This is a genomic window from Variovorax sp. ZS18.2.2 (assembly GCF_024701975.1).
Lineage (GTDB): Bacteria > Pseudomonadota > Gammaproteobacteria > Burkholderiales > Burkholderiaceae_C > Variovorax.
Map to the genome: position 1 here is coordinate 1,356,988 of NZ_JANLNM010000001.1, position 25,596 is coordinate 1,382,583.

20 protein-coding genes are annotated in these 25,596 nt (G+C 65.6%); 9 read left to right on the forward strand and 11 right to left on the reverse strand.

Annotated elements, in window-relative coordinates; translation table 11 throughout:
• Position 1: 1 nt before the first annotated feature.
• The 3 genes from NU688_RS06470 to NU688_RS06480 form a co-directional block, all read right to left on the reverse strand.
• Positions 2 to 400: a PPC domain-containing DNA-binding protein gene (locus tag NU688_RS06470; protein WP_257859703.1), complete on the reverse strand. Its 399-nt coding sequence runs from the start codon at positions 398 to 400 to the stop codon at positions 2 to 4.
• 8 nt (positions 401 to 408) lie between these two features.
• Positions 409 to 2,061 carry a phosphoglucomutase (alpha-D-glucose-1,6-bisphosphate-dependent) gene (gene pgm / locus NU688_RS06475; protein ID WP_257859704.1) on the reverse strand — a complete coding sequence of 551 codons (1,653 nt, stop codon included), beginning with the start codon at positions 2,059 to 2,061 and terminating at the stop codon, positions 409 to 411.
• A gap of 61 nt (positions 2,062 to 2,122) precedes the next feature.
• Complete coding sequence (locus NU688_RS06480; protein WP_257859705.1) at positions 2,123 to 2,806, reverse strand: HAD family hydrolase; 684 nt, start codon at positions 2,804 to 2,806, stop codon at positions 2,123 to 2,125.
• A 183-nt stretch (positions 2,807 to 2,989) separates the two neighbouring features.
• Between NU688_RS06480 and NU688_RS06485 the strand changes: the two genes are divergently transcribed.
• Complete coding sequence (locus NU688_RS06485; protein ID WP_257859706.1) at positions 2,990 to 3,322, forward strand: hypothetical protein; 333 nt, start codon at positions 2,990 to 2,992, stop codon at positions 3,320 to 3,322.
• A 9-nt stretch (positions 3,323 to 3,331) separates the two neighbouring features.
• Here the strand turns inward: NU688_RS06485 and NU688_RS06490 are convergent, their stop codons facing one another.
• On the reverse strand, positions 3,332 to 5,947 hold the full coding sequence (locus tag NU688_RS06490; protein WP_257859707.1) for a [protein-PII] uridylyltransferase: 2,616 nt from the start codon (positions 5,945 to 5,947) through the stop codon (positions 3,332 to 3,334).
• Between the two features lie 21 nt (positions 5,948 to 5,968).
• Positions 5,969 to 6,793, reverse strand: coding sequence for a type I methionyl aminopeptidase (gene map / locus NU688_RS06495; protein WP_257859708.1), 825 nt, complete (start codon positions 6,791 to 6,793; stop codon positions 5,969 to 5,971).
• Between the two features lie 201 nt (positions 6,794 to 6,994).
• On the opposite strand from map, the gene purL reads away from it, so the two are divergent.
• Complete coding sequence (purL, locus tag NU688_RS06500; protein WP_257859709.1) at positions 6,995 to 11,002, forward strand: phosphoribosylformylglycinamidine synthase; 4,008 nt, start codon at positions 6,995 to 6,997, stop codon at positions 11,000 to 11,002.
• Positions 11,003 to 11,080: 78 nt separating this feature from the next.
• On the opposite strand, the gene NU688_RS06505 is transcribed toward purL, so the two are convergent.
• The 6 genes from NU688_RS06505 to NU688_RS06530 form a co-directional block, all read right to left on the reverse strand.
• A complete protein-coding gene (locus NU688_RS06505) occupies positions 11,081 to 11,866 on the reverse strand; it encodes a peptidylprolyl isomerase (protein ID WP_257859710.1) in 786 nt (261 codons plus the stop codon).
• 135 nt (positions 11,867 to 12,001) lie between these two features.
• Complete coding sequence (locus NU688_RS06510; protein ID WP_257859711.1) at positions 12,002 to 12,283, reverse strand: BolA family transcriptional regulator; 282 nt, start codon at positions 12,281 to 12,283, stop codon at positions 12,002 to 12,004.
• Positions 12,280 to 12,819: a septation protein A gene (locus NU688_RS06515; protein ID WP_042581657.1), complete on the reverse strand. Its 540-nt coding sequence runs from the start codon at positions 12,817 to 12,819 to the stop codon at positions 12,280 to 12,282. Before NU688_RS06515 ends, NU688_RS06510 begins: the two co-directional genes overlap by 4 nt.
• On the reverse strand, positions 12,816 to 13,226 hold the full coding sequence (gene msrB, locus NU688_RS06520) for a peptide-methionine (R)-S-oxide reductase MsrB (RefSeq protein ID WP_257859712.1): 411 nt from the start codon (positions 13,224 to 13,226) through the stop codon (positions 12,816 to 12,818). The genes NU688_RS06515 and msrB overlap by 4 nt, the downstream gene beginning before the upstream one ends.
• Positions 13,223 to 14,704, reverse strand: a complete 1,482-nt coding sequence (locus tag NU688_RS06525; RefSeq protein ID WP_257859713.1) for a YdiU family protein — start codon at positions 14,702 to 14,704, stop codon at positions 13,223 to 13,225. The genes msrB and NU688_RS06525 overlap by 4 nt, the downstream gene beginning before the upstream one ends.
• Positions 14,705 to 14,767: 63 nt before the next feature.
• Entirely contained in the window at positions 14,768 to 15,847 is a 1,080-nt protein-coding gene (locus tag NU688_RS06530; RefSeq protein ID WP_257859714.1) for an AraC family transcriptional regulator, read from the reverse strand.
• Positions 15,848 to 15,997: 150 nt separating this feature from the next.
• Here NU688_RS06530 and NU688_RS06535 point away from each other — a divergent pair, with 150 nt between their 5' ends.
• The 7 genes from NU688_RS06535 (at position 15,998) to NU688_RS06565 (ending at position 25,596) form a co-directional block, all read left to right on the forward strand.
• Positions 15,998 to 17,785 (forward strand): carboxylesterase/lipase family protein, encoded by a 1,788-nt coding sequence (locus NU688_RS06535; protein ID WP_257859715.1) that lies wholly within the window; start codon positions 15,998 to 16,000, stop codon positions 17,783 to 17,785.
• Between the two features lie 213 nt (positions 17,786 to 17,998).
• Complete coding sequence (locus tag NU688_RS06540) at positions 17,999 to 19,642, forward strand: 3-(methylthio)propionyl-CoA ligase (protein WP_257859716.1); 1,644 nt, start codon at positions 17,999 to 18,001, stop codon at positions 19,640 to 19,642.
• Between the two features lie 160 nt (positions 19,643 to 19,802).
• Complete coding sequence (locus NU688_RS06545) at positions 19,803 to 21,032, forward strand: branched-chain amino acid ABC transporter substrate-binding protein (RefSeq protein WP_257859717.1); 1,230 nt, start codon at positions 19,803 to 19,805, stop codon at positions 21,030 to 21,032.
• Positions 21,033 to 21,234: 202 nt separating this feature from the next.
• The gene (locus NU688_RS06550; protein WP_257859718.1) at positions 21,235 to 22,479 is read left to right on the forward strand and encodes a branched-chain amino acid ABC transporter substrate-binding protein; all 1,245 of its coding nucleotides are present in this window, start codon (positions 21,235 to 21,237) and stop codon (positions 22,477 to 22,479) included.
• A 77-nt stretch (positions 22,480 to 22,556) separates the two neighbouring features.
• Positions 22,557 to 23,510, forward strand: coding sequence for a branched-chain amino acid ABC transporter permease (locus NU688_RS06555; protein WP_257859719.1), 954 nt, complete (start codon positions 22,557 to 22,559; stop codon positions 23,508 to 23,510).
• 4 nt (positions 23,511 to 23,514) lie between these two features.
• Positions 23,515 to 24,819 carry a branched-chain amino acid ABC transporter permease gene (locus NU688_RS06560; RefSeq protein WP_257859720.1) on the forward strand — a complete coding sequence of 435 codons (1,305 nt, stop codon included), beginning with the start codon at positions 23,515 to 23,517 and terminating at the stop codon, positions 24,817 to 24,819.
• On the forward strand, positions 24,820 to 25,596 hold the full coding sequence (locus NU688_RS06565; protein ID WP_257859721.1) for an ABC transporter ATP-binding protein: 777 nt from the start codon (positions 24,820 to 24,822) through the stop codon (positions 25,594 to 25,596). It abuts the gene before it with no gap.

Here is a 25,596-nt window from a genome sequence, read left to right on the forward strand (position 1 = left end):
CTCAGGCCTTGGGGCGCGGCACCAGTTCGGGGTAGCCGGTTGCAGGGTCGTGCTCGCGGGCAAAGCGCCATTCGGGCAGCCAGGCGATCAGGATTTCGGCAGTGGTTCGTACGGTGCAGCCCGGTGCGACATGGCCGCCGCGCACCTGGCCTATGCTGTCCGACACGCTGATGTGCAGATGAGCGCCGTCCGGCGAGAGCGTGCCGGACAGCGTGAGGATTTCGAGATCGCCTTCGAGCACCGCGGCGTTTTCCAAACCGGCATACCGGATGCGCGCGCCGTTCAGGCTGCCGATGCCGGAGACCACGAAAGCCGCTTCGGCGCCGCGTTGCTTCAGCGCCGCATCGAGCGCCGCGCGCAAGTCGTCGCCCGGGTTCAGGCGCAGCGCGTGGGCTTCCATGGTCGGCGTCAGCTCGACAGCGCCTTGTCCACCAGCTGCTGTGCCTCTTCGAGAATGCGCGCGAGGTGCTCCGCGCCCTTGAAGCTCTCGCCGTAGACCTTGTAGATGTTCTCCGTGCCTGAGGGCCGCGCCGCAAACCAGCCATTGGCGGTGACGACCTTCACGCCCCCAATGGCCGCGCCGTTGCCGGGCGCATGGCTCAGCACGGCCTCGATCTTGTCGCCCGCCAGCTCGGTCGAACTGACCTGCTGCGGCGACAGGTTCGACAGCTTCTTCTTCTGCTCGACCGTCGCCGCCGCATCCACGCGGTCGGACACCGGCTGCCCGAGTGCCTGCGTCAGTTCCGCATAGCGCTCACCCGGGTCGCGCCCGGTGCGCGCGGCGATCTCGGCCGAGAGCAGGGCGGGCACCATGCCGTCCTTGTCCGTGGTCCACGCCGAACCGTCGTGGCGCAGGAAGGTCGCGCCGGCGCTTTCCTCGCCGCCGAAGCCCAGCGATCCTTCCACCAGCCCGTCGACGAACCACTTGAAGCCCACCGGCACTTCGTAGAGCTTGCGCCCGAGCCGGGCGGTGACGCGGTCGATCATCTGGCTGCTCACCACCGTCTTGCCGACGGCCGCGCCCGCCGGCCATTGCGGGCGGTGCGTGTAGAGGTAGTCGATCATCACCGCGAGGTAGCTGTTCGGCTGCATCAGGCCCGCGCTGCGCGTGACCACGCCATGGCGGTCGTGGTCGGTGTCGCAGGCGAAGGCGATGCCGAAGCGGTCCTTCAGCGCGATCAGCTTGTGCATCGCATCGGGGGAGGACGGGTCCATGCGGATGCGGCCGTCCCAGTCGAGCGACATGAAGCGGAAGGTCGGGTCGACCTCCTGGTTCAGCACGGTGAGGCGCTGGAGCTTGTAGCGCTCGGCGATGGCCGGCCAGTAATGCACGCCGGCGCCGCCGAGCGGGTCGACGCCGAGATCGATTTCCACGCCGCGGATGGCGTCCATGTCGAGCACCTGGGCCAGGTCTTCGACGTAGGTGTTCAGATAGTCGTGCCGGTGCGTGGTGGAGGCCTTCAGCGCCTGCGCGAGCGGCATGCGCTTCACGCCTTCGAGCTGGTTAGCCAGCATCTTGTTGGCGGCGGCTTCGACGGCGGAGGTGATGTCCGTGCCGGCGGGGCCGCCGTTCGGCGGGTTGTACTTGAAACCGCCGCTCTCGGGCGGGTTGTGCGAAGGCGTGATGACGATGCCGTCGGCCAACCCTGTCGTGCGGCCGCGGTTGTAGACCAGGATCGCATGCGAGACGGCCGGCGTAGGCGTGTACTCGTCGTCCTTCGAGAGCATCAGCTCGACGCCGTTGGCGGCCAGCACTTCGACCGCGCTGCTGAAGGCGGGCGTGGAAAGCGCGTGCGTGTCGATGCCGAGGAACAGCGGACCGTCGATGCCTTTCTGCTTGCGGTAGTCGCAAATGGCTTGGCTGATCGCCAGCACATGCCATTCGTTGAACGCGTCGTCGAACGACGAGCCGCGATGGCCCGAGGTGCCGAAGGCCACGCGCTGCGCGGGCACCGACGGATCGGGCCGGCCCGTGTAGTACGCCGAAATCAGGCGTGGCACGTTCACCAGCAATTCGAGAGGCGCAGGTTGGCCCGCGAGGGGATTGGTTTTTTGAGTCATTAAATAACCTCCGTGCTTCGCACTGCGGTGCGAGCTTGCTTGGGGCGGCCCGGCGCGGCGCTCATTTCTTGGGTGCCCAGTTGTCGATTTGAATGAGGTCGCCGATGCGTTCGATGGTGATGTCGGCGGGCGCGTAGGCGGCAATGGCCTGCGCATCGAGCGCGTAGTGGCCTTGCCGCACGAAGACGGTGGTGAGCCGCGGCCCCCAGATCGTCTTCATGGCGGAAAGCAGGCGCAGCTTGTCGTCGACCATCACGTAGTGCGCCGCGGGATGGCACTCCTCGATGGTGTCGAGCATCTGCTCCTTGTGCACATAGATCAGCACGCGGCCTTCGACCGCGTCCCACAGGCCCGAGCGCTGCACCTTGCGCGGCTGGAACACCACGTCGCCATCGGACAGGATCACGGTCGGGCCGTAGCGGCGCAGATGCTTGAGCACATCGAGCGCGCCGGGGTACAGGCGGTCGGCAAAGGGGTAGTCGATGAGAAAGCTCGACATCAGGAGCAGCCGCGAATCGCTCATGCTGCGCTTGCTTTCCTCGGCCCGGTAGCGCTGCAATGCGCCGAGGTAGTCGACGTAGCCGAGTTCGTTGCGCAGCGCCTCGAAGGCCACCCAGTAGCGGTTGGCGCTCTCGGTGCCGAAGGCTTGCTCGAGGTGAGCGCGCAGGTCGCCGACGACGCGGTCGTTGTCGAGCAGGGTGTTGTCGACGTCGACCAGGAAAACGGTGTGGGATTGCTGTGTCATGAAGGGGGTGCCCATCGGGCCTTGGCTGCATGCATCGCTTTCAGGATACGCCATCGAAAAGGCAGCGCCGATACCCATCGTGAATTAGTTGATGCTTTGTGTACCGCTGGCTTAACCTGTGTGCGTCGTGTCGTTTTTGGCGAATAAGCTTCCACCAGTTTCAAGGAGCAAAAAAGTATGCGCATGAAGAATGGTCGAAGCTGGTTGTGTCTGTCGGCGGTGGCCCTGTTGATGGCGGGCTGCGCAGCCCCGCCCAAGGACCGCCCGCTGACCTCCGAGGTGCCCGAGCCGCCGAGCTTCGCGCCGCCGCCGGAAACCTGCCAGGCCGCGGCCGCCCGCTTCGGGCTCGGCTTGCAGGCGACCCAGGCTCTGCTGCAGGAAATGCTGCAACGCGCGGGCGCCAAGACCGGCCGCACCGTGCCCGCAACGGAAGCCGCGAGCACCGCGCAAGACCCCACGCGCCTCAACCTGCAGGTCGAACCCACCGGCCGGATCGTCGGCGCGTACTGCGGCTGACGCAGCGGGTCAGGAGGCCAGCGCTTCCATCAGCTCGGTCTCGATCGCGAGCTGCGTCTTCTGGCCCTGGAGCTCGGGGCCGCTGATCAAAAAGGTGTCTTCCACCCGCTCGCCCAGGGTCGTGACCTTGGCGAGCTGCAGATTGAGGTGATGGCGCGCCAGCACCCGCGCCACCGAATACAGCAGACCCGCGCGGTCGCTGGCCGAGATGTTGAGCAGCCAGCGCTGCGCCTTGTCGTCGGGCAACAGGCTGATGCGCGGCTTGATCGGAAAACTCCGCACCCGGCGCGACACCCGGCCCATGCTCGGCGGGGGCAGGGCGCCGGCTTCGGTGAGCGTTTGCGCGAGGCCCGACTCCACCATGCTGATCAGGTCGCGGTAGTGGTCGGGCAGGAAGGTGGTCACAACCTGGAAGGTGTCGAGCGCATAGCCGTTGCTCGTGGTGTGAACCTTGGCATCCAGGATGCTGAACGAGGCCTGGTCGAAATAGCCGCAGATGCGCGCGAACAGGTCGGGCTGGTCGGGCGTGTAGACCACCACCTGCAGGCCTTCGCCCACGGGCGACAGGTGCGCGCGCACCACGGGCGCGGCCTTCGGGTCGACCGGCATGTTCTTCGGCGGCACGAAGCGCGACAACTGCATCGCATGCCAGGCGATCTCGCTCGCGTCGTGGCGCATGAAATAGCCGACATCGAGCGTGTCCCACAGCGCCTTGTGCGCCTCGAAGCGCTGCGCGTGCAGGGCCAGCTGCACCAGCGCCTCGCGCTTGCGCGATTCGACTTCGGCGTCCGGGTCGGGCATGCGGCCGCCGAGGGCGCGCAGCGTGTAGCGGTACAGGTCTTCGAGCAGCTTGCCCTTCCACGCATTCCACACGCGCGGCGAGGTGCCGCGGATGTCGGCGATGGTCAGCAGGTAAAGGGCCGTGAGGTAGCGCTCGTTGCCCACGCGCTTGGCGAAGGCGCCGATCACCTCGGGGTCGCTCAGGTCCTGCTTTTGCGCAACCTGGCTCATCACCAGGTGCTCGGCTACGAGGAATTCGATGAGTTTGGAGTCTTCGCGCGCAATGCCGTGCTGCTTGCAGAAGCGCTGCACGTCGCGCGCGCCGAGCGTGGAATGGTCACCGCCCCGGCCCTTGGCGATGTCGTGGAAGAGGGCGGCAACGTACAGGATCCAGGGCTTGTCCCAGCCGGCCGCGAGCTGCGAGCAGAACGGGTACTCGTGCGCATGCTCGGCAATGAAGAAGCGCCGCACGTTGCGCAACACCATCAGGATGTGCTGGTCCACCGTGTACACGTGGAACAGGTCGTGCTGCATCTGTCCCACGATGCTGCGGAACACGCGCAGGTACCGCCCCAGCACCGAGGTCTGGTTCATCAGCCGGAAGGCATGCGTGATGCCGTAGGGCTGCAGCAGGATCCGCATGAAGGTCTCGTGGTTGACCGGGTCGTTGCGGAACTTGCTGTCCATCACATGGCGCGCGTTGTAGAGCGCGCGCAGCGTGCGCGCCGACAGGCCCTTCACGCCGATGGTCTTCTGGTAGAGCAGGAAGGTCTCGAGCACCGCATGCGGCTCGCGCTCGTAGAGGTCGTCGCTCGCGATCTCGATGAGGCCGGCGCGCTCGTAGAAGCGCTCGTTGATCGGCGTGTGCTGCTCGTCGCTCGGCTGCAGGCGCTCGGAGATGTTGAGCAGCAGGATCTGGTTGAGCTGGGACACGGCCTTGGCCGCCCAGTAGTAGCGCCGCATCAGCGCCTCGCTGGCCTTGCGCTGCCCTCCGTCGATCGTGCTTTCGTAGCCGAAGCTCGCGGCCACGGCGGTCTGCAGGTCGAACACCAGCCGGTCTTCGCGCCGGTTGGCAATCACGTGCAGCCGGGCGCGAATCAGCGAGAGCAGCGCCTCGTTGCGCTTGATCTGCTGCGCCTCGAAGGAGGTGGCCAGGCCGTTCTTGGCCAGGTCGTCCCAGCGGCTGCCGTAGCCGGCGGCCTTGGTCATCCAGAGGATGGTCTGCAGGTCGCGCAGCCCGCCCGGCGATTCCTTGCAGTTGGGCTCGAGCGCGTAGGGCGTGTTGTCGAACTTCTGGTGGCGGTGCCGCATTTCCTGCGACTTGGCCACGAAGAAGGCCTGCGGATCGATGGCGCGCGTGAAGCGGCGGCGGAAGGCGACGAAGAGCTTCTTGTTGCCTGCGATCAGCCGCGACTCGAGCAGCGAGGTCTGGACGGTGACGTCCTTCTCGGCCTCGGCCAGGCACTCCTCGACGGTGCGCACACTGGAGCCGATTTCAAGCCCGGCATCCCAGCAGTGGCCGATGAAGGCCTCGATGCGGGCCGGGTCGATCTCGCTCTCGTGGCCTTCGGGCGGCAAGAGGAGGAGCACGTCGACGTCGGAGTACGGGAACAGCTCGCCGCGGCCGAAGCCGCCGACGGCCGCCAGCGTGAGCGAATCGCCGAAATCGGCTTCCTGCCAGAGGGTGCAGAGCGTCTGGTCGGCCAGCGCCGAGAGCTGGCGCAGCACCGTGTGCACGCTGCGGGTGGGGGCGCGCGCAAAGCGCAGGGTGTCGAAGAGGGCGAGCTTCTTCGCGCGATAGGCTTCACGCAGCGTCGCCACGTCGATCTTGGCTGCTTCGATCACGGCGGGGCGCGCTCGGGCGCGTCAGGTTTTGGTCGAGGTGACGAAGGAGGGCAGCGGCGGGCTGCCTTCCGACAGGGTCAGCACTTCGTAGCCGGTTTCGGTGACGAGCACCGAGTGCTCCCACTGGGCCGACAGCGAATGGTCGCGGGTGACGATGGTCCAGCCGTCGTACTGGCCGCCCTTGAAGTCTTCCTTCACGTCTCGCTTGCCGGCGTTGATCATCGGCTCGATGGTGAAGATCATGCCGGGCTTGAGCTCTTCCATGGTGCCCGGGCGGCCGTAGTGCAGCACCTGCGGTTCTTCGTGAAAGCGTTGGCCCACGCCGTGGCCGCAGAACTCGCGCACGATCGAGAAGCCCTGGCCCTCGGCGAACTTCTGGATCGCATGGCCCACGTCGCCCAGGTGGGCGCCCGGGCGCACCTGCAGGATGCCGTGCCACATGGCTTCGAAGGTGATGCTGCACAGGCGCTTGGCCGCGATGGAGGCATCGCCGATCACGAACATGCGGCTGTTGTCGCCGAACCAGCCGTCCTTGATGACGGTGACGTCGACATTCATGATGTCGCCCTTTTTCAGGGGCTTGTCGTTGGGGATGCCGTGGCACACCACGTGGTTCACCGAGGTGCAGAGCGACTTGGGGAACGGGACGCTGCTGGCGCCCATGTAGCCCACCGTGGCCGAGGTGGTGCCCTGCTTGACCATGTATTCGGCGGCGAGCCGGTCCACGTCGTTGGTCGTGATGCCGGGCTTGATGAAGGGCGTGAGGTAGTCCAGCACCTCGGAGCCGAGGCGACAGGCGACGCGCATGGCTTCGATGCCTGCAGCGTCTTTGTAAGTAATGCTCATGATTCGAATTATCCCATCGGAGAATGGGCCTGCCCCCAACGCGGGACACTTCGTGTTCCCGCTGCCCCCCGAGGGGGGCGGCCAACTTGGGGCGGCCCGGCGTTGGCCTAAAATCCCGGGCTAACGCGGATGACCCCAGTCAGCGGCCATTCGCCCCGTTTCCTTGATTCCCAACGCGGCCCCCGAGGCCCCACATCGACCGTGACGCAGCCCGCATCCCAAGCCCTTCCCGTCGTAACCCTGTTCGAGGGCGGCAGCGCACTCAGCGATTTCCGCGCACGGCAACTGCTGCCGAAGCTGCAGGCCATCGAGCCGCGCATCGAGGGCATCTCGGCCCGTTTCGTCCATCTGGTGGTTACCGACGCGGCGCTCGACGCGGTCGGCCATGACCGCTTCGCTGCGCTGCTGACCTACGGCGAGCCCTTCGAGGCGCCGGCCAAGGCGGGCACCTCAGTGGTCGTCACGCCGCGGCTGGGCACCGTGTCGCCCTGGGCCTCCAAGGCCACGGACATCGCCCACAACTGCGGCCTGGCGCTGCGCCGGGTCGAGCGCGTCACCCAGTACCACCTGAAGCTCAAGTCGCCGCTGATCGGCAAGGCGCCCGTCATCGAGGGCGACACGCTCGCCGCCGTGGCTGGCCCGCTGCACGACCGCATGACCGAATCGGTGCTCGCCACCGTGGAGCAGGCGGCCAGCCTCTTCAGCGAACTGCCGGCCCAGCCGATGGCACAGGTCGACGTGCAAACGGGTGGCCGCGAAGCCCTGGTGGCCGCCAACACCGGTTTCGGCCTCGCGCTGGCCGAGGACGAGATCGACTACCTCGTCGAAGCCTTCACGCGCCTCGGCCGAAACCCCAGCGACGTCGAACTGATGATGTTCGCGCAGGCCAACAGCGAGCACTGCCGCCACAAGATCTTCAATGCCCAGTTCACCATCGATGGCAAGGCGCAGCCGCAGAGCCTGTTCTCGATGATCCGCCACACCGAGAAGCAAAACCCGCAGCACACGGTGATCGCCTATGCGGACAACGCCTCGGTGATGGAAGGCGCGACCATCGAGCGCTTCATTCCGGCCGACGGCTCGCAGAGCTATCAAAAAGATAGCGCCCTGAGCCATGTGCTGATGAAGGTCGAGACGCACAACCACCCGACCGCGATTTCCCCGTTCCCGGGCGCCTCGACCGGTGCGGGCGGCGAGATCCGCGACGAAGGCGCCACCGGCCGCGGCTCCAAGCCCAAGGCGGGCCTGACCGGCTTCACCGTCTCCAAGCTCTGGCCCGAAGACGGCCACTACGGCAAGCCCGAACACATCGCCAGCCCGCTTCAAATCATGACCGAGGGGCCGCTCGGCGGCGCCGCGTTCAACAACGAGTTCGGCCGTCCCAACCTGCTGGGCTACTTCCGCGAGTACGAACAGGCGGTGACGAGCGACCTCGACACCGTGCAGCGCGGCTACCACAAGCCCATCATGATCGCGGGCGGCCTCGGCAGCATCGATGCGACCCAGACCAAGAAGATCCAGTTCCCGGCCGGCTCGCTGCTGATCCAGCTCGGCGGCCCCGGCATGCGCATCGGCATGGGCGGCAGCGCCGCCAGCTCGATGGCGACCGGCGCCAACGCAGCCGAGCTCGACTTCGACTCGGTGCAGCGCGGTAACCCCGAGATCGAACGCCGCGCGCAGGAGGTCATCAACCACTGCTGGCAGCAGGGCGCGGCCAACCCGATCCTGGCGATCCACGACGTGGGCGCGGGCGGCCTGAGCAATGCCTTCCCCGAGCTGACCAACGACGCCGGCCGCGGCGCGCGCTTCGACCTGCGCGCCGTGCCGCTCGAAGAGTCGGGCATGGCGCCCAAGGAAATCTGGTGCAACGAAAGCCAGGAGCGCTACGTGCTGGCCATCGCGCCGGAGTCGCTCGAACAGTTCAAGGCCTTCTGCGAGCGCGAGCGCTGCCCGTTCTCGGTGGTCGGCGTGGCGACCGAAGAGCGCCAGTTGCTGGTGGCCGACGAAGGCGCGGCCGTGCAGCCGGTCGACATGCCGATGGATGTGCTGCTCGGCAAGCCGCCCAAGATGCACCGCGACGTGAAGACCGTCGCGCGCACTTTCAAGCCGCTCGATCTCACGGGCGTGGACCTGCAGAAGGCCGCCATCGAGGTGCTCGCGCATCCGACCGTGGCCTCCAAGCGCTTCCTGATCACCATCGGCGACCGCACCGTGGGCGGCATGAGCCACCGCGACCAGATGGTCGGCCCCTGGCAGGTGCCCGTGGCCGATTGCGCCGTGACGCTGGCCGACTACAAGGGCTTCGCTGGCGAAGCCATGAGCATGGGCGAGCGCACGCCGCTGGCCGCGCTCGACGCACCGGCCTCGGGCCGCATGGCCGTGGCCGAGGCCATCACCAACCTGCTGGCCGCACCGATCGAACTTTCGCGCGTCAAGCTGTCTGCCAACTGGATGGCCGCCTGCGGCGAGCCCGGCGAAGACGCCGCGCTGTACGAGACCGTCAAGGCCGTCGGCCTGGAACTGTGCCCGGCGCTGGGCGTGTCGATTCCGGTCGGCAAGGATTCGCTGTCGATGCGGACGCAGTGGAAGGACGGCGATGAAGCGAAAAAGGTCACGTCGCCGGTCAGCCTGATCGTCACCGCCTTCGCCTCGCTGGCCGACGTGCGCGGCACGCTCACGCCGCAGCTCGATGCAGAAGAAGCCGACACCACGCTCGTGCTGATCGACCTGGGCCGTGGCCAGCACCGCATGGCCGGCAGCATCCTCTCGCAGACGCTCGGCCAGAGCGGCGACACTGTGCCCGACCTCGACGATCCGGCGCAGCTCGTGGCACTCGTGAATGCCGTGAACGCCCTGCGCGCCGACGGCAAGATCCTTGCGATGCACGACCGCAGCGACGGCGGCCTGTTCGCCACCGCCTGCGAAATGGCCTTTGCCGGCCATGTCGGCGTGGCGCTCAACGTCGACGTGCTGGTCACCGAAGGCGACGGCATTTCCGACAGCCGCATGGAAACCGGCGACGCCAAGAACTGGGCGCAGCAGGTCAGCGCGAGGCGCGAAGAACTCACGCTCAAGGCGCTGTTCAACGAAGAGCTGGGCATGGTGCTGCAGGTGCGCACGGCCGAGCGCAATGACGTGATGCAGGTGCTGCGCGCCCACGGCCTCAGCGCCCACAGCCACTTCGTCGGCAAGACGCGGCCCACGAGCTCGACCATGGATGCGGGCAAGGGCAAGCTCGAAGTCTGGCGCGATGCCAAGTCGGTGTTCAGCGCCAGCCTTCACGACCTGCATCAGGTCTGGGACTCGGTCAGCTGGAAGATCGCCCGCGAGCGCGACAACCCGGCCTGCGCCGATGCAGAGCACGCCGCGGCCGGTGAGTCATCGGACCCCGGCATGCATGTGTTCCTGCCGAATGCGCAGCCTGCAGCGCCTGCCATCCTGCAATCGCGCCCCAAGGTGGCGATCCTGCGCGAGCAGGGCGTCAACTCGCACGTCGAGATGGCCTACGCGTTCACCGAAGCCGGCTTCGAGGCCTACGACGTGCATATGACCGACCTGCAGACGGGCAGGGCGGACCTCGCCGACTTCAAGGGCGTGGTCGCCTGCGGCGGCTTCAGCTACGGCGACACGCTGGGCGCCGGCATCGGCTGGGCGCGCAGCATCACCTTCAACCCCAAGCTGGCCGAGCAGTTCAAGGCCTTCTTCGGCCGCGAAGACACCTTTGGCCTGGGCGTGTGCAACGGCTGCCAGATGTTCGCCGAGCTGGCCGACATCATCCCGGGCGCGGAAGCCTGGCCGCGTTTCACCACCAACCAGAGCGAGCGCTTCGAGGCGCGCCTGTCGATGGTCGAAGTGCTCGAATCGCCGAGCCTCTTCTTCGCAGGCATGGCCGGCAGCCGCCTGCCGATCGCGGTGGCGCACGGCGAGGGCTACGCCAACTTCAAGCACCGCGGCGACGCGGCCAAGGCCATCGCGGCGATGCGCTTCGTGGACAACCACGGCAGCGCGACCGAGCAGTACCCGTTCAACCCGAACGGCAGCGCCGGCGGCCTCACTTCGGTCACCACGCCCGACGGCCGCTTCACCGCCGTGATGCCGCACCCGGAGCGCGTGTTCCGCAACATCCAGATGAGCTGGACGCCGGGCGACCGGAGCGAACTCAGCCCCTGGATGCAGATCTGGCGCAACGCGCGCAAGTGGGTGGGCTGATCGCCTGAATGCTGCTGCGGCAGTCGAAAAAAAACGGCCTGCGGGCCGTTTTTTTTAAGGGAGGTGGAAGCCTGGGGCTTACTCGACCTTGGCCTTCGCGCGCAATTCCTCTTGGTACTTCTGCAAACGCTGCTGCTGCAGCTGCTGCGTAACCTGCGGCTTCACTTCTTCCAGCTTCGGCAGTTGGGCCTGGCGGATGTCGTCCACGCGGATGATGTGATAGCCGAACTGCGTCTTGACGGGCGCCGGGGTGGTCTCGCCCTTCTTCAGCTTGATCATCGCTTCCGAGAACTCGGGCACGAAGCTCGCGGGGTTGGCCCAGTCGAGGTCGCCGCCGTTGGCGCCCGATCCCGGGTCCTTGCTCTGCTTCTTGGCGATGTCTTCGAACTTGGCGCCCTTCTTCAGGTCGGCCATGATCTTCTTGGCCTGGTCTTCGGTCTCCACCAGGATGTGGCGGGCCTTGTATTCCTTGCCGCCGTTGGCCGCGACGAACTTGTCGTACTCGGCCTTCACGTCAGCGTCCGAGACCGGGTTGGTCTTGCGGTAGTTGTCGAACAGCGCGCGGATCAGGATGGCCTGGCGGGCGAGTTCGAGCTGGTTCTTGTAGTCGTCGTTGGCGTCCAGGCCTTGCTTCTGCGCTTCCTGCATGAACACTTCGCGGGCCACGATTTCGTCGCGCAGCTGGTTTTGCATTTCCGGCGTCACCGGGCGGCCTGCGGCGGCCAGTTGTTGCGCCAGAACGTCCATGCGGGCCTTGGGCACCGGCTTGCCGTTCACGATGGCTGCGTTCTGCGCCAGAGCCGCCATGGGAATGGCACCGATCAGCGCTGCGGCCGCAACGGCCTGCAAGATGTGTTTTTTCATGGAATGAATATCAGGCTGGAGAGGAAATGCGCGTGTAGGAAAAGGCGCGTGAAAGAAAGCGGAGAGAGACGGACAAAAGGGGAGGAGCGAGGGCTGGGCATCGCGGCGAGGGCCACGTGCAAGCGATTGGACGACTCAGAGCACCTCGATGGCGATGGCGTGCAGACCCTGTGCGATAAAAACTTGGAGGGCATCATACACAAGGCGATGTCGCGCCACGCGAGGCTTCCCTTCGAAGAACGGGGAGGCGATGCGCACGCGGAAATGGGTACCGTAGCCCTCTGCATTGGCGCCCGTGTGCCCTGCGTGCGCAGCGCTTTCGTCGATCACCTCGAGCTGCGTGGGAGCCAGCGCTTCGCGCAGCGCGTTCTCGAGCGCAGCCACGGTCGGCAGGGGAATGGTCGTCGTGTTCGTCATGCGGTCGGCTTGTCTTCTTTCAGGTGCGGCGCGATGTACAGGCCCTGCGCCACCAGGAAGACGATCGGGAACACGTAGCCCCAGAGCTTGAAGTTGACCCAGGCCTCGGTGGTGAAGTAGGCCGCCACGTAGCCGTTGATGAGCGCCATGAAGAGGCAGTAGCCGATCCACGCCACGTTCAGGCGGCCCCAGATGCGGTCGGGCAGTTCGAGTTGCGAGCCCAGCAGCATCTTCAAAAAGTTCTTCTTCAGCGCCCAGAGCGCCACGGCCAGCGCGATCGCCATTGCGCCGTAGAGCACGGTGGGCTTCCACTTGATGAAGCGGTCGTCGTGCAGCACCAGCGTGAGCGTGCCGAACAGAAGAATCAGCACCAGCGTGGCCTTCTGCATCGCCTGGAGCTTGCGCTCCATCGCATAGATGATGGCCATCTGCACCACGGTGGCGGCCATCAGCACGCCGGTGGCGGTGTAGATGTCGGCGAGCTTGTAGGCGCCGAAGAACAGCAGGATCGGGAAGAAGTCGAGGATCAGTTTCATTTTTTCTGGAAGTCGAGCGACGCCGAGTTCATGCAATAGCGCAGGCCGGTGTCGGTGGGGCCGTCGGGGAACACGTGCCCCAGGTGGGCGCCGCAATTGGCGCAGACATTCTCGGTGCGCACCATGCCATGCGAACGGTCGACGATGTTCCTGATGGCGCCGGGCACCGCTTCTTCCGAGAAGCTGGGCCAGCCGCAGCCGGCGTCGAACTTGGTGCCCGATTCGAACAGCTTCGCGCCGCAGCACACGCAGTGGTAGGTGCCGTCGTCCCAGTGGGCTTCGTACTTGCCGGTGAAGGGGCGTTCGGTGGCGGCATGGCGGGTCACCTCGAAGGCGGCGGGTTCCGCGCCTTTTTCAGCGAGCAGGGCCTTCCATTCGGCGTCGGTTTTTTCAACGGTGTTGGTCATGATGAGCAGCTGATTTCAATCGTGGAAGCCCAGTCGGGCGGGAAGCCGGCATACGCGTTGGCGCCGGGATGTTCTTCAAATGGGGTTTCGAGCAGCGTGAGCAAGGTTGCCACACCCGAGAAGTCTTTTTGACCAGCCGCTTCGATGGCTTGCTGGCCCAGGTGGTTCCGCAGCACGTATTTCGGGTTGGATCTGAGCATCAAACCGGTGGCTTCCGAACGCACCGACTGCGCGTGGCGCTCTGAAAATGAGAGCAGCCAGGTATCGAAGCCCGCGCGGTCCAGGAACATGTCGCGCACCGGCTCGGCGTTGCCATCGGCCATGTACTGCGAAAGGCGTCGCCAGAAGATCGTGTAGTCGACCTTGCCGGCGGCCAGCAGCTTGAGCGCGCCTTCGATCAGCGCGCGGTCGCTTTCGGCCGAATCCGCGAGGCCGAGCTTGGCGCGCATGCGGGCCTCGAACGCGTTCGGGAACACCGTCTTGTACGACTCCAGCGCGGCGACGGCGACTTCCTGGTCGCCGATCAGCGGCAGCAGCGCCTGTGCGAGGCAAAAGAGGTTCCAGTACGCCACGTTCGGCTGCTGGTTGAAGGCGTAGCGCCCGCTGGTGTCGCTGTGGTTGCAGATGTGGCGCGGATCGAAGCCGTCCAGGAACTGGAATGGCCCGTAGTCGATGGTGAGCCCGAGGATGCTCATGTTGTCGGTGTTCATCACCCCGTGGCAGAAACCCACGGCCTGCCATTGGGCGAGCAGGGCGGCGGTGCGCTCGCTCACGGCTTCGAGGAAGCCGGCGTACGCGTTGCCGTTGAAGCGGTCGGTGGTGCGGCAGGCGGGGTAGTAGCGGTCGATGACGTAGTCGGCGAGGGCGCGCAGTTCGCCTTCGCGCTGGTTGGCTGCGAAGTGCTCGAAATGGCCGAAGCGAATGAAGCTCGGCGCCACGCGGGCCACAACGGCGGCACTCTCGGGCTCCTCGCGGAACACGCGGGCGTCGGAGCCGGTCACGCTGAGCGCACGGGTGGTCGGGATGCCCAGGCCGTGCATGGCCTCGCTGCAGAGGAATTCGCGGATGCTGGAGCGCAGCACCGCGCGGCCATCGCCGCCGCGGGAGTAGGGGGTGCGGCCCGCGCCCTTGAGTTGCACCTCGAGCCCGCCTTCGGTTTCGCCCAGCATGATCGCCCGCCCATCGCCGAGCTGGCCGGCCCACACGCCGAACTGGTGCCCGCTGTAGACCGTGGCGAAAGGGTTGGTGCCGGCGATCGGCAGGCTGCCGGTCAGCGCCGCGAGCGTGATGTCTGATTGCCGCCAATCGGCCGGCAAACCCAGTTCGCGCGCCACCGCCTCGCTGTGGCCTACCCAGTACGGATCGGGCAGCGGCGTTGGACGCAGGTGGGTGAGAAAGGCGGGGCCGAGGGCCGCGAAACCGGGTTTCCAGCGCAATCCCAGGTCCGCGACGTCCGTGTCTTCAGCAAGCAGGCTCATGCCCGGATTGTCCGGCACCGGCCGTAACCCCTTGCTGCACGGGCCATCGGGGCCCGGAACGACTCAGTGCGCCAGCGCCGGCGTATCCCAGATCCGCGCCCGGTACTGCGCGGGCGGCAGGCCGAACCAGCGTTTGCAGGCCCGAAAGAAGTTGCTGCTGTCGACGAAGCCGAGCATGTCCGCCACATCGGTGAGCGTGTGGCGGTCTTCCGCCAGGTACTGCTGCGCGAGCTCCCGGCGGGTGCGGTCGAGCAGCGACTGGAACGACACCGACTCTTCTTGCAGCCGCCGCTGCAGCGTGCGCTCCGCGAGGCCCAGGCCCGCGGCCACGTCCTGCCGGCGCGGCTCGCCATGCGGCAGCCGGCGCGCAATCTCGGCGCACACCAGGTTGCCGGTGGTGGTCTGGCCCAGCAGGTTCAACTGGTCGTCCAGCAGATGCTCCTGCATCTCGCCGAGCGTCGGATGGTAGGTGGGCAGCGGCATGGCCATGTCGGCCGCCGACAGCAAGAGACGGTTGGCGGGCGCGTTGTAGCGGATCGGGCAGCCGAAGGCTTCGCGGTGCAGCCGGTCGTCGGCCGGCGGCGGGTAGACGAACTCCATGGCCAGCGGCTGCAGCTCGCGCCGGGTGAGCCACTGGCACTGCATGAAGACGGTCAGAAGGGCGTATTCGACGCGCTGGCGCGGGATCGGCAGGCTGCCGCCGGTGTGCTCCATCACCATCCAGGCGCCGCGCGCCTCGGGCCGCATCGAGAAGGCGGTCGCGTCCGAGATCACGGCCATGTAACGGGTGAGCCGGGTGAGTGCCGCGCCCAGGTCGGCGCTGCAGGCCATGGCGTGGCCGACCGTGCCCAGCTTGCTGTGCGTGGCGGCCAGGTCCCGGTGCAGGCCCAGCGTGGGCTTGCCGGCGCGCGCCACGGCCAGTTGCCAGAGCACGGAGATCTCGTCGACCGGCACGCGTGCGTTCTGCCGGTGCAGCGAATCGGGGTCGAAGCCGGCTTCGCGCAGCAGCGAGGGCACGTCCAGCCCCTCGGCCTCGAACATCGAGAGCACGCCTTCGAGCCAGGCGGCCGAGCTGGTCCGCAGTTCCGGTTGCTGCTGGGCGCAGCCCGGCCGGCGTTGCGGTCGGCGCTGGGCATGCGGCATGGAGGCTCCTGAAGTCATTGAATTGGCTCGCTTGCGATAGCGGGGGAAATGCGGTCCGTTCCTAGAATTTTCTGGCGGGTCCGGTCGGCCGGAGTATGGCCGCGGGACACCGACGCAGGAATTCCGATTAACCCGGTGTGGAGACAAACAATGAATACAGCAGAGACAACGGAAAGCCAGGACGCAACCCGGCAAACAGCGGTGGGAACGGTGGCGCGCGCCATGGGGGTCGCGGCCTGCATCGCGCTCTCCGCCTGCGGCGGCGGCTCGGACTCCGGTTTTTCCTTCACACCGATCGTTCCCGTGGGGCCGCCGGCTGCGCCGCCCCCGGCCGCCGACGGTCCCATGGTGCGCCAGACCACCATCGGCAAGATCGAAGGCGTGGACGACAGCGCCAAGACGGGCACCTATTCGTGGAAGGGTGTTCCGTTCGCCCGGCCGCCGGTCGGCGCGCTGCGCTGGGCACCGCCCGCCGACCCCAAGGCCTGGGAGGGCGTGCGCGCCGCAACGAAGTTCGGCCACGGCTGCGCTCAGGGCGGACGCTATTTCAGCCCCGCGCCCAACGACGCGCCCTTCGGTCTGGCCGTGCGCGAGGGCTTCGGCAAGCCAGTGGGCGACGAGGACTGCCTGACGCTCAACATCTGGCGCCCGGCCGGTGCGGACGCCAAACTGCCGGTGATCGTCTACATCTACGGCGGCAGCAACATCTCGGGCTACACGGCCGATCCAGGCTACGACGGCGCGCAGCTCGCGAAGCGTGGCAACGCCGTCGTCGTGACGATCAACTACCGCCTGGGCATGCTCGGCTGGCTCGACCTGCCGCAGCTCAAGACCGGCAATGCGAGCAATGACTCGGGCAACTTCGCGCTGCTCGACCAGATGCAGGCCCTGAAGTTCATCCAGTCCAACATCGGCGCCTTCGGCGGCGACGCGGGCAACGTCACGGTGATGGGGCAGTCGGCGGGCGCGGTCAATACCTGGGGGCTGGTCGTATCGAGTGCGTCGGCCGGCCTGCTGCACAAGGCGGCGCCGTTGAGCGGCGGGATCTCCTTCTACCCGCGCGCCACCGCGCAGACCTACGCGAAGGGACTGCTGAACGCCATCGTCATCGCCGACGGCAAGGCCACCGACACCACCTCGGCGAATGCGTGGGTGGCGACACAGACGGATGCCCAGGTGGCAACGTATCTGCGCGGCCTTCCGGCAAGCAAGCTCCTGACCATCGTGCTCGCGAACCCGCAGCTGGGCAACGCGCCTGCACCGATCGAGGACGGCACCATCCTGCCGGTGAACTCGCGCGCCGAGGTCGATGCCGGCAGGTTCAACAAGGTGCCGATGCTGATCGGCAACACGCGCGACGAAGGCACGCTGTTCGCCAACCTGTTCGGGACCTTCACGGGGCAGGGCCTGGGCTTCAAGCCCACCGACTACGAGCGCTTCGGCCTGCAATACAACTTCAACCCCGACGCACCCGTGACGCTCACCGAGGCCGACCTGATCAACGCACCCTACCTGCCGGTAGATAAGCCGCTGAACGGCTGGAAGGCGGCGTCGGATTTCGCCACCAACGCGATCTTCCTGAACGGCCTGCCCGCGCAGATCGACTCGGTGGCCAAGTACCTGCCAACCAGGACCTGGTACTACCGCTTCGACTGGAGCCAGCAGGTGGCGCCGTTCAACACCGTCTATGGCGCCACGCACGGGCTGGACACGGCGTTCATGTTCCACAACTTCGGCACCAGCATCTTCTCGTTCTCCTTTGGCGAGGCGAACCGGCCGGGACGCGAGGCGTTGTCGGATGCGATGGTCGGCAGCCTGTCTGCGTTCGCGCGCACCGGCAATCCGAACCATTCGGGCCTGGGTGTGACCTGGCCCAACTGGCCACGCAAGATCGTGCTCGACGCCAGCAAGACGCAGCTGCAGAACAGCGCGCCTTGAGCACTGCGCGCGAATCAAGGCACACCAACGCGGTGGCGATGGCCGCCGCGTTGGCGAGGTGCCTGCATGCTCCGGCAAGCGCCAGCTGTCATCCGGACGACAGATCGGTCCTCGCAGACTGCGGGTTTCTGTCATTGTGCGAACGCACATAAATTGCGTGAATCGCCGTAGTCCGAGAAACCACTGAATTTTGTTGAAACAAGGAGCCTGTAGATGCTGGGTTTGATGCAAGACCAACCGCTTTTGATCTCGTCGCTGATCGAGTTCGTCGAGCGCCACAACGGCGATGGTGAGATCGTTTCGCGCCGGGTCGAAGGCGACATTCACCGCACCAACTGGGGCGGAATCGCATCGCGTGCCCGGCAGGTGGCCAATGCGCTCGATGGCGAGCAGCTGCTCTTCAGCGACCGCATTGCCACGCTCGCCTGGAACGGCTATCGCCACCTGGAGCTGTACTACGGCGTGAGCGGCAGCGGCCGCGTGCTGCACACCATCAACCCGCGCCTGCACCCCGACCAGATCGCCTGGATCGCCAACCATGCCGAAGACCAGATCCTGTGCTTCGACCTCACCTTCCTGCCGCTGGTGCAGGCGGTGCATGCCAGGTGCCCCACGATCCGGAAATGGATTGCGCTTTGTGATGCCGACAAGCTGCCGGCCGACAGCGGCATCCCCAACCTGGTGAGCTACGAAAGCTGGATGGGCGCGCAGCCGTCCGACTACGACTGGCCCACCTTCGACGAGAACTCGGCCTCGAGCATGTGCTACACGAGCGGCACCACGGGCAACCCCAAGGCCGCGCTCTACAGCCACCGCTCGACCATGCTGCATGCCTACGCCGCGGCCTTGCCCGACGTCATGCACCTGTCGGCGCGCGATTCGGTGCTGCCGGTCGTGCCCATGTTCCACGTCAACGCCTGGGGCATTCCGTACTCGGCGGCGCTCGTGGGCTGCAAGCTCGTGTTTCCCGGCCCGGCGCTGGACGGCAAGTCGGTGTTCGAGCTGATCGAATCCGAAGGCGTGACCTTTGCGGCCGGCGTGCCCACCGTGTGGCAGATGATGCTCGGCCACATGCAGGCCGGCGACCTGAAGTTCAGCAAGCTGAACCGCACCGTGATCGGCGGCTCGGCCTGCCCGCCGGCGATGATCAGGGCGTTCCAGGAGAAGTTCAACGTCGAGGTGCTGCACGCCTGGGGCATGACCGAGATGAGCCCGCTCGGCACGCTGTGCACGCTCAAGAACAAGCACCTGTCGCTGCCGCCCGATGCGCAGTTGCAGATCCGCATGAAGCAGGGCCGCGCGATCTTCGGCGTCGACCTGAAGATCGTCGATGGCGACGGCAACGAGCTGCCCTGGGACGGCAAGGCCTACGGCGATCTGCTGGTCAAAGGCCCCTGGATCGTCAAGGAATACTTCAAGGGCGAGGGCGGCGATCCGCTCATTCCCGATGCGCAAGGCCGCGGCTGGTTCCCCACCGGCGACGTCGCCACCATCGACGCCGAGGGCTACCTGCAGATCACCGATCGCAGCAAGGACGTGATCAAGTCCGGTGGCGAGTGGATCAGCTCGATCGAGATCGAGAACATCGCCGTCGCGCATCCGGCCGTGGCCATGGCCGCCTGCATCGGCGTGTTCCATCCGAAGTGGGACGAGCGGCCGATCATCGCGGTCGTGAAGAAGCCCGGCGCCGAGGTCACGCGCGAGGAGCTGCTGAAGTTCTACGAAGGCAAGACCGCCAAATGGCAGATCCCCGACGACGTGGTCTTCGTCGAGGCCATTCCGATCGGCGCCACCGGAAAGATATTGAAGACCAAGCTGCGCGAACTGCTCAAGGACTACAAGCTGCCAACGCTCTGACGCACCCTCGAAGTCCACCTGCACTGTCGCGCATGCGATAGGAAGACCGCTCCGGCGGGCTTCCTTCCGGGCAATCCCTGTGCGTAGAAAAAAGGGGCACTTGTACGCTGGCATCCCGCCCCATTTCGCACCATCCCGCCTTTCTTTCAGGAGACTCTTCATGCAATTTGCTCTCAAGTCAGTCGCTGCCTGTGCCATGTTGGTGAGCGTGACCGCCGCGTTCGCCCAGAAGGGCGAGACGGTCAAGATCGCATGGCTGGATCCGCTGTCCGGCCTGATGGCCGCGGTCGGCACCAACCAGCTCAAGACCACGCAGTTCCTGGCTGAGGAGTTCAACAAGAAGAATGCGTCGGGCGTGAAGTTCGAGATCATTGCCATCGACAACAAGTTGAGCCCGCAGGAAACCACCGCCGCGCTGCGCTCGGCGCAGGACCAGGGCGCGCGCTACATCACCCAGGGCAACGGCTCCGGCCCGGCGCTCGCCATCATCGATGCCATCGAGAAGAACAACGCGCGCAATCCCGGCAAGGAACTGCTCTACCTGAACTACGCGGCGGTCGATCCCGACCTCACCAACAGCAAGTGCAGCTACTGGCACTTTCGCCTGGACGCCGACACCTCCATGAAGATGGAAGCACTGACCGCCTGGATGAAGGACCAGCCCGACATCAAGAAGGTCTACATCCTCGGTCAGAACTACGCGCACGGCGTGCAAGTGTCGAAGTTCGCCAAGGAAGACCTGAAGGTCAAGCGCCCCGACATCCAGATCGTGGGCGACGACCTGCATCCGCTCGCGCAGGTGCGCGACTTCTCGCCCTACATCGCCAAGATCAAGGCCTCGGGCGCCGACACGGTCATCACAGGCAACTGGGGTTCGGACCTCTCACTGCTCATCAAGGCGGCGAACGACTCGGGGCTGGACGTCAAGTTCCTCACGTACTACGCACCGGGCGCCGGCACGCCCACGGCCATGGGCGCCACCTCGGCCGGCAAGGTCTACACGGTGGCCTATGCCCACTACAACATGGGCGGCGAGATCCAGAAACTGCTCGCCGGCTACAAGAAGAAGATGAACGACGACCTGACGCAGTCCTCGATCTATCACACGTTCGCATTGCTCGATGCCGCCTTCGTGCAGACCAAGTCGACCGATCCCGTGAAGGTGGCCGCGGCCCTCGAAGGCATGAAGATCAAGAGCTTCAACGGCGAGGTCGAAATGCGCAAGGCCGACCATCAGTTGCAGCAGGGCCTCTACATCTCGCGCTGGGAGAAGGCGAGCGCCAAGTACCCCTACGACGCCGAGAACACCGGCTACACCAACGTCCCCGTGAAGTACTACGAGTCGTATGTGGCGAGCACGCCCACGACCTGCCAGATGAAGCGCCCCTAGGCGTCTTTGTGAACGCATTTCCTACTCATCGGTAGAAGCTGTCTACCGGTGGGTAGCAATTGGAGAAATGCGCTGTCGCCTGCGCGATAGAAACGGGCCTTCGCGGCCACCCCCTTACGGGCATTCCCTGAGGGGAGGGGCTGCGAACGCTTGTACGCTCGTGCAAGGCTTTTTGATTCGGTTTGACCAGGAGAAATAGATCGTGAAGTTCGCTCTGAAAATCGCTACCGCAGCCATCCTTGCCGCGAGTGCCACAGGCGCTCTGGCCCAGAAGGGTGAAACCGTCAAGATCGCATGGCTCGACCCGCTCTCGGGCCTCATGGCCGCGGTGGGCACGAACCAGCTCAAGACCTTCCAGTTCCTGGCCGAAGAATTCAACAAGAAGAACGTGGCCGGCGTGAAGTTCGAGATCATCGGCATCGACAACAAGTTGAGCCCCCAGGAAACCACCAGCGCACTGCGATCGGCCATGGACCAGGGCGCGCGCTACGTGGTGCAGGGCAACGGCTCCGGCCCCGCGCTCGCCATCATCGACGCGCTGGAAAAGCACAACGCCCGCAACCCGGGCAAGGAAGTGCTCTACATCAACTATGCGGCGGTCGATCCCGATCTCACCAACAGCAAGTGCAGCTACTGGCACTTCCGCCTCGATGCCGACACCTCCATGAAGATGGAGGCGCTCACCACCTTCATGAAGGACCAGACCGACATCAAGAAGGTCTACCTGATCAACCAGAACTACTCGCACGGCCAGCAAGTCTCCAAGTTCGCCAAGGACAACCTGAAGGCCAAGCGCCCCGACGTGGAAATCGTCGGCGACGACCTGCACCCGCTCGCCCAGGTGCGCGACTTCTCGCCCTATATCGCCAAGATCAAGGCCTCGGGCGCCGACACGGTCATCACCGGCAACTGGGGCTCCGATCTGGCGCTGCTCATCAAGTCGGCCAACGACTCGGGCCTGAACGTCAAGTTCTATACCTACTACGCCAGCGTCACCGGCACGCCGACCGCGATGGGGGCGGCCTCCGACGGCAAGGTCTTCATGGCCGCCTACAGCCACTACAACGCGCCGGGCCCGCTGCAGCCACTGATGGGTGAGTTCAAGAAGCGCTTCAACGACGACCTGTACACCGCCAGCGTCTACACGGCGTACGCGATGCTGAGCGAGGCCTTCGCGCGCACCAAGTCGACCGAGCCCGTCAAGGTCGCGGCCGCGCTGGAAGGCATGAAGTTCAAGAGCTTCAACGGCGACGTCGAGATGCGCAAGACCGACCACCAGCTGCAGCAGGGTCTCTACATCTCGCGCTGGCAGAAGGCCGACGCCAAGAACCCGTACAGCCCGGAGAACACCGGCTACACGATGGCCCCGGTGAAGTACTACGAGCCCTACGTCGCGAGCACGCCGACGACGTGCCAGATGAAGCGACCCGGCGCCGCGGCTTCCTGACCGCCGCCGTCGCCTGACCGGACGAGGCCCGACTTCAACATTCGGGCCTCTTTCTTTTTCACGCATCCGAAAGACCGATGAACGTCGAATTCTTCGTCATCTCGCTGCTCAACGGCGTCAGCTACGGGCTGCTGTTGTTCATGCTGAGCTCTGGCCTTACGCTGATCTTCAGCATGATGGGCGTGCTCAATTTCGCGCACGCCAGCTTCTACATGCTCGGCGCCTACATTGCGTACACGCTGTCGGGCATCATCGGCTTCTGGCCGGCGCTGTTCATCGCGCCGCTGCTGGTGGGCCTTTTGGGCGCGGGTTTCGAGCGCTACAGCCTGCGCCGGGTCCACAAGTTCGGCCACGTGCCCGAACTGCTGGTGACCTTCGGCCTCTCGTACCTCATCCTCGAACTGGTGCAGCTGGCCTGGGGCCGCTCCACCGTGCCCTACGGCCTGCCGACCCAGTTGCAGGGCCCGCTGTTTTCGCTCTACGGCACGCAGTTTCCGAAGTCGCGCTCCTTCATCATGCTGGTGGCGGTGCTGATGCTGATCTCGGTGTGGCTGCTGCTCACGCGCACGCGCATCGGCCTCGTCATTCAGGCGGCGCTCAAGCACCCCGACATGGTCGAGGCGCTGGGCCACAACGTGCCGCGCATCTTCATGCTGGTGTTCGGCGGCGGCGCCGCACTCGCGGGCCTCGCGGGCGTGGTCGGCGGCAACACCTACGTCACCGAGCCCGCGATGGCGGCCTCGGTCGGCTCGATCATCTTCGTGGTGGTGGTGGTCGGCGGCATGGGCTCGCTGGCAGGTGCGTTCCTCGCGTCGCTGCTGATCGGCGTCATCCAGACCTTCGCGGTCGCCATGGACCAGTCGCTGGCCACGGGCCTGCGCGCCATCGGCATGACGGTGACCGACCAGACCTTCGGCTATGAGTTGCTCAAGCTCACGATCTCGCAGGTCGCGCCGATCCTGCCGTACCTGTTCCTGGTGCTGATCCTCATCTTCCGGCCCAAGGGTCTTCTTGGAACCCGGGAGGACTGACCCCATGACCACTGCAACCACACAGTACTACCGCTTCAAGCCCTGGAACATCGGGCGCTACCTGATCTGGACGCTGTTCGCCGTCGTGCTGGTCATCTCGCCGCTGTTCTTCAAGAGCAGCCTGGCGCTCACGATGCTCTCGCAGATGGGCTATCTCATCATCATCTGCCTGAGCTACAACATCCTGCTGGGGCAGGGCGGCATGCTGAGCTTCGGCCATGCGGTCTACGTCGGCCTGGGCTCGTTTCTGGCGATCCATGCAATGAACATGGGCAGCAAGGGCGGCGTGCAGATTCCGCTGGTGCTGATCCCGCTGGTGGGCGGCCTGGCCGGCATGTTCTTCGCGATCTTGCTCGGTTTCGTCACCACCAAGAAGTCGGGTACCACCTTCGCGATGATCACCATGGGCATCGGCGAACTGGTGGCCTCGATGGCGCTGATGTTCCCGAGCTTCTTCGGCGGCGAAGGCGGCATCACCACCGACCGTGTGTACGGCCCGACCTTCTTCGGCTTCAACTTCGGTTCGCAGATCCAGGTGTACTACCTGATCGCCGCGTACTGCTTCGTCTGCACCGCGCTGATGTATGCCTTCACCGGCACGCCGCTCGGCCGCATGCTGAACGCGGTGCGCGACAACCCGGAGCGTGTCGAATTCATCGGCTACAACACGCAGCGCGTGCGCTACTTCGCATTCATCATCGCGGGCTTCTTCGCCGGCATCGGTGGTGGCCTGGCTTCCATCAACTTCGAGATCGTGAACGCGGCCGACAGCCTCAACGCCATCCGCTCGGGCGGCTACCTGCTGTTCACCTTCCTGGGTGGCGCGGTGTTCTTCTTCGGACCGATCATCGGCGCGGTGCTGCTGGTGTTCGCGTCGATCCTGCTGTCCGAACTCTCGAAGGCCTGGCAGCTCTACTTCGGCCTGGTGTTCGTGTTCATGGTGATGTTCGCCCCCGGCGGCATCGCGAGCCTGATCATGATGAACCTGCGGGTCGCGAAGTTCGGCAAGTTCGACCGCTTCTGGTGGCTGTACCTTGCGCTCGCCGTGGCACTGGTTCCGGTCGTCGTCGGTGCGGCCGCGCTGATCGAGATGATCTATCACATCCAGCTCAACGCAGCGATGGGCCCAACGCTGAACTTCTTCGGTGTGGCGCTCAACACCGCGGGTGTCGGCAGCTGGCTCGGCGCGGCCGTGATCCTGGCGATCGGCCTGGGCGCGCTGGAAGTGGCGCGACGCCGCTTCGTGCGCGTCTGGGGCCACGCGCAAGAAGAAATAGAAGCAGAAATCAAACGTCGGGAGGCGGCGTAAATGAGCGCGCAATATGCACTGGAACTGAAGGCGCTGCGCAAGAATTTCGGCAAGACCGAAATCATCCGCGGCGTGGACCTGGCGGTGAACGCCGGCGAACGCGTGGCCATCATCGGCCCGAACGGAGCAGGCAAGTCGACGCTGTTCAATCTGATCAGCGGCCGCCTCACGCCCACGAGCGGCGAGGTGCTGCTGAACGGCGAGCGCATCGACGGCAAGAAGCCCTACGAGATCAACCGGCTGGGCCTTTCGCGCAGCTTCCAGATCACGAACATCTTCCCGAAGCTGAGCGTGTTCGAGAACCTGCGCTGCGGCGTGCTCTGGAGCCTGGGCTACAAGTACACGTTCCTCCGTTTTCTCTCGAACCTGGACGATGCCAATGCGCGCACCGAAGAGCTCATCAAGCAGATCGGCCTGGAGCGCAAGCGCGACGTGCATGCGGTGAACCTCACCTATGCCGAGCAGCGCGCGCTGGAAATCGGCGTGACGATCGCGGGCGGTGCCGGTGTCATCTTGCTGGACGAACCCACGGCCGGCATGAGCAAGACCGAGACCTCGCACTTCATCTCGCTCATCAAGCAAGTGACGGTCGGCAAGACGCTGCTGACGGTGGAGCACGACATGGGCGTGGTCTTCGGCCTCGCCGACAAGATCGCGGTGGTGGTGTACGGCGAGGTCATCGCCTTCGACACGCCTGCCGCAGTTCGCGCCAACGCGCGGGTTCAAGAGGCTTATCTCGGGTCCTCGGTGGCCGACGCACAAGGGGCGGGACACTGA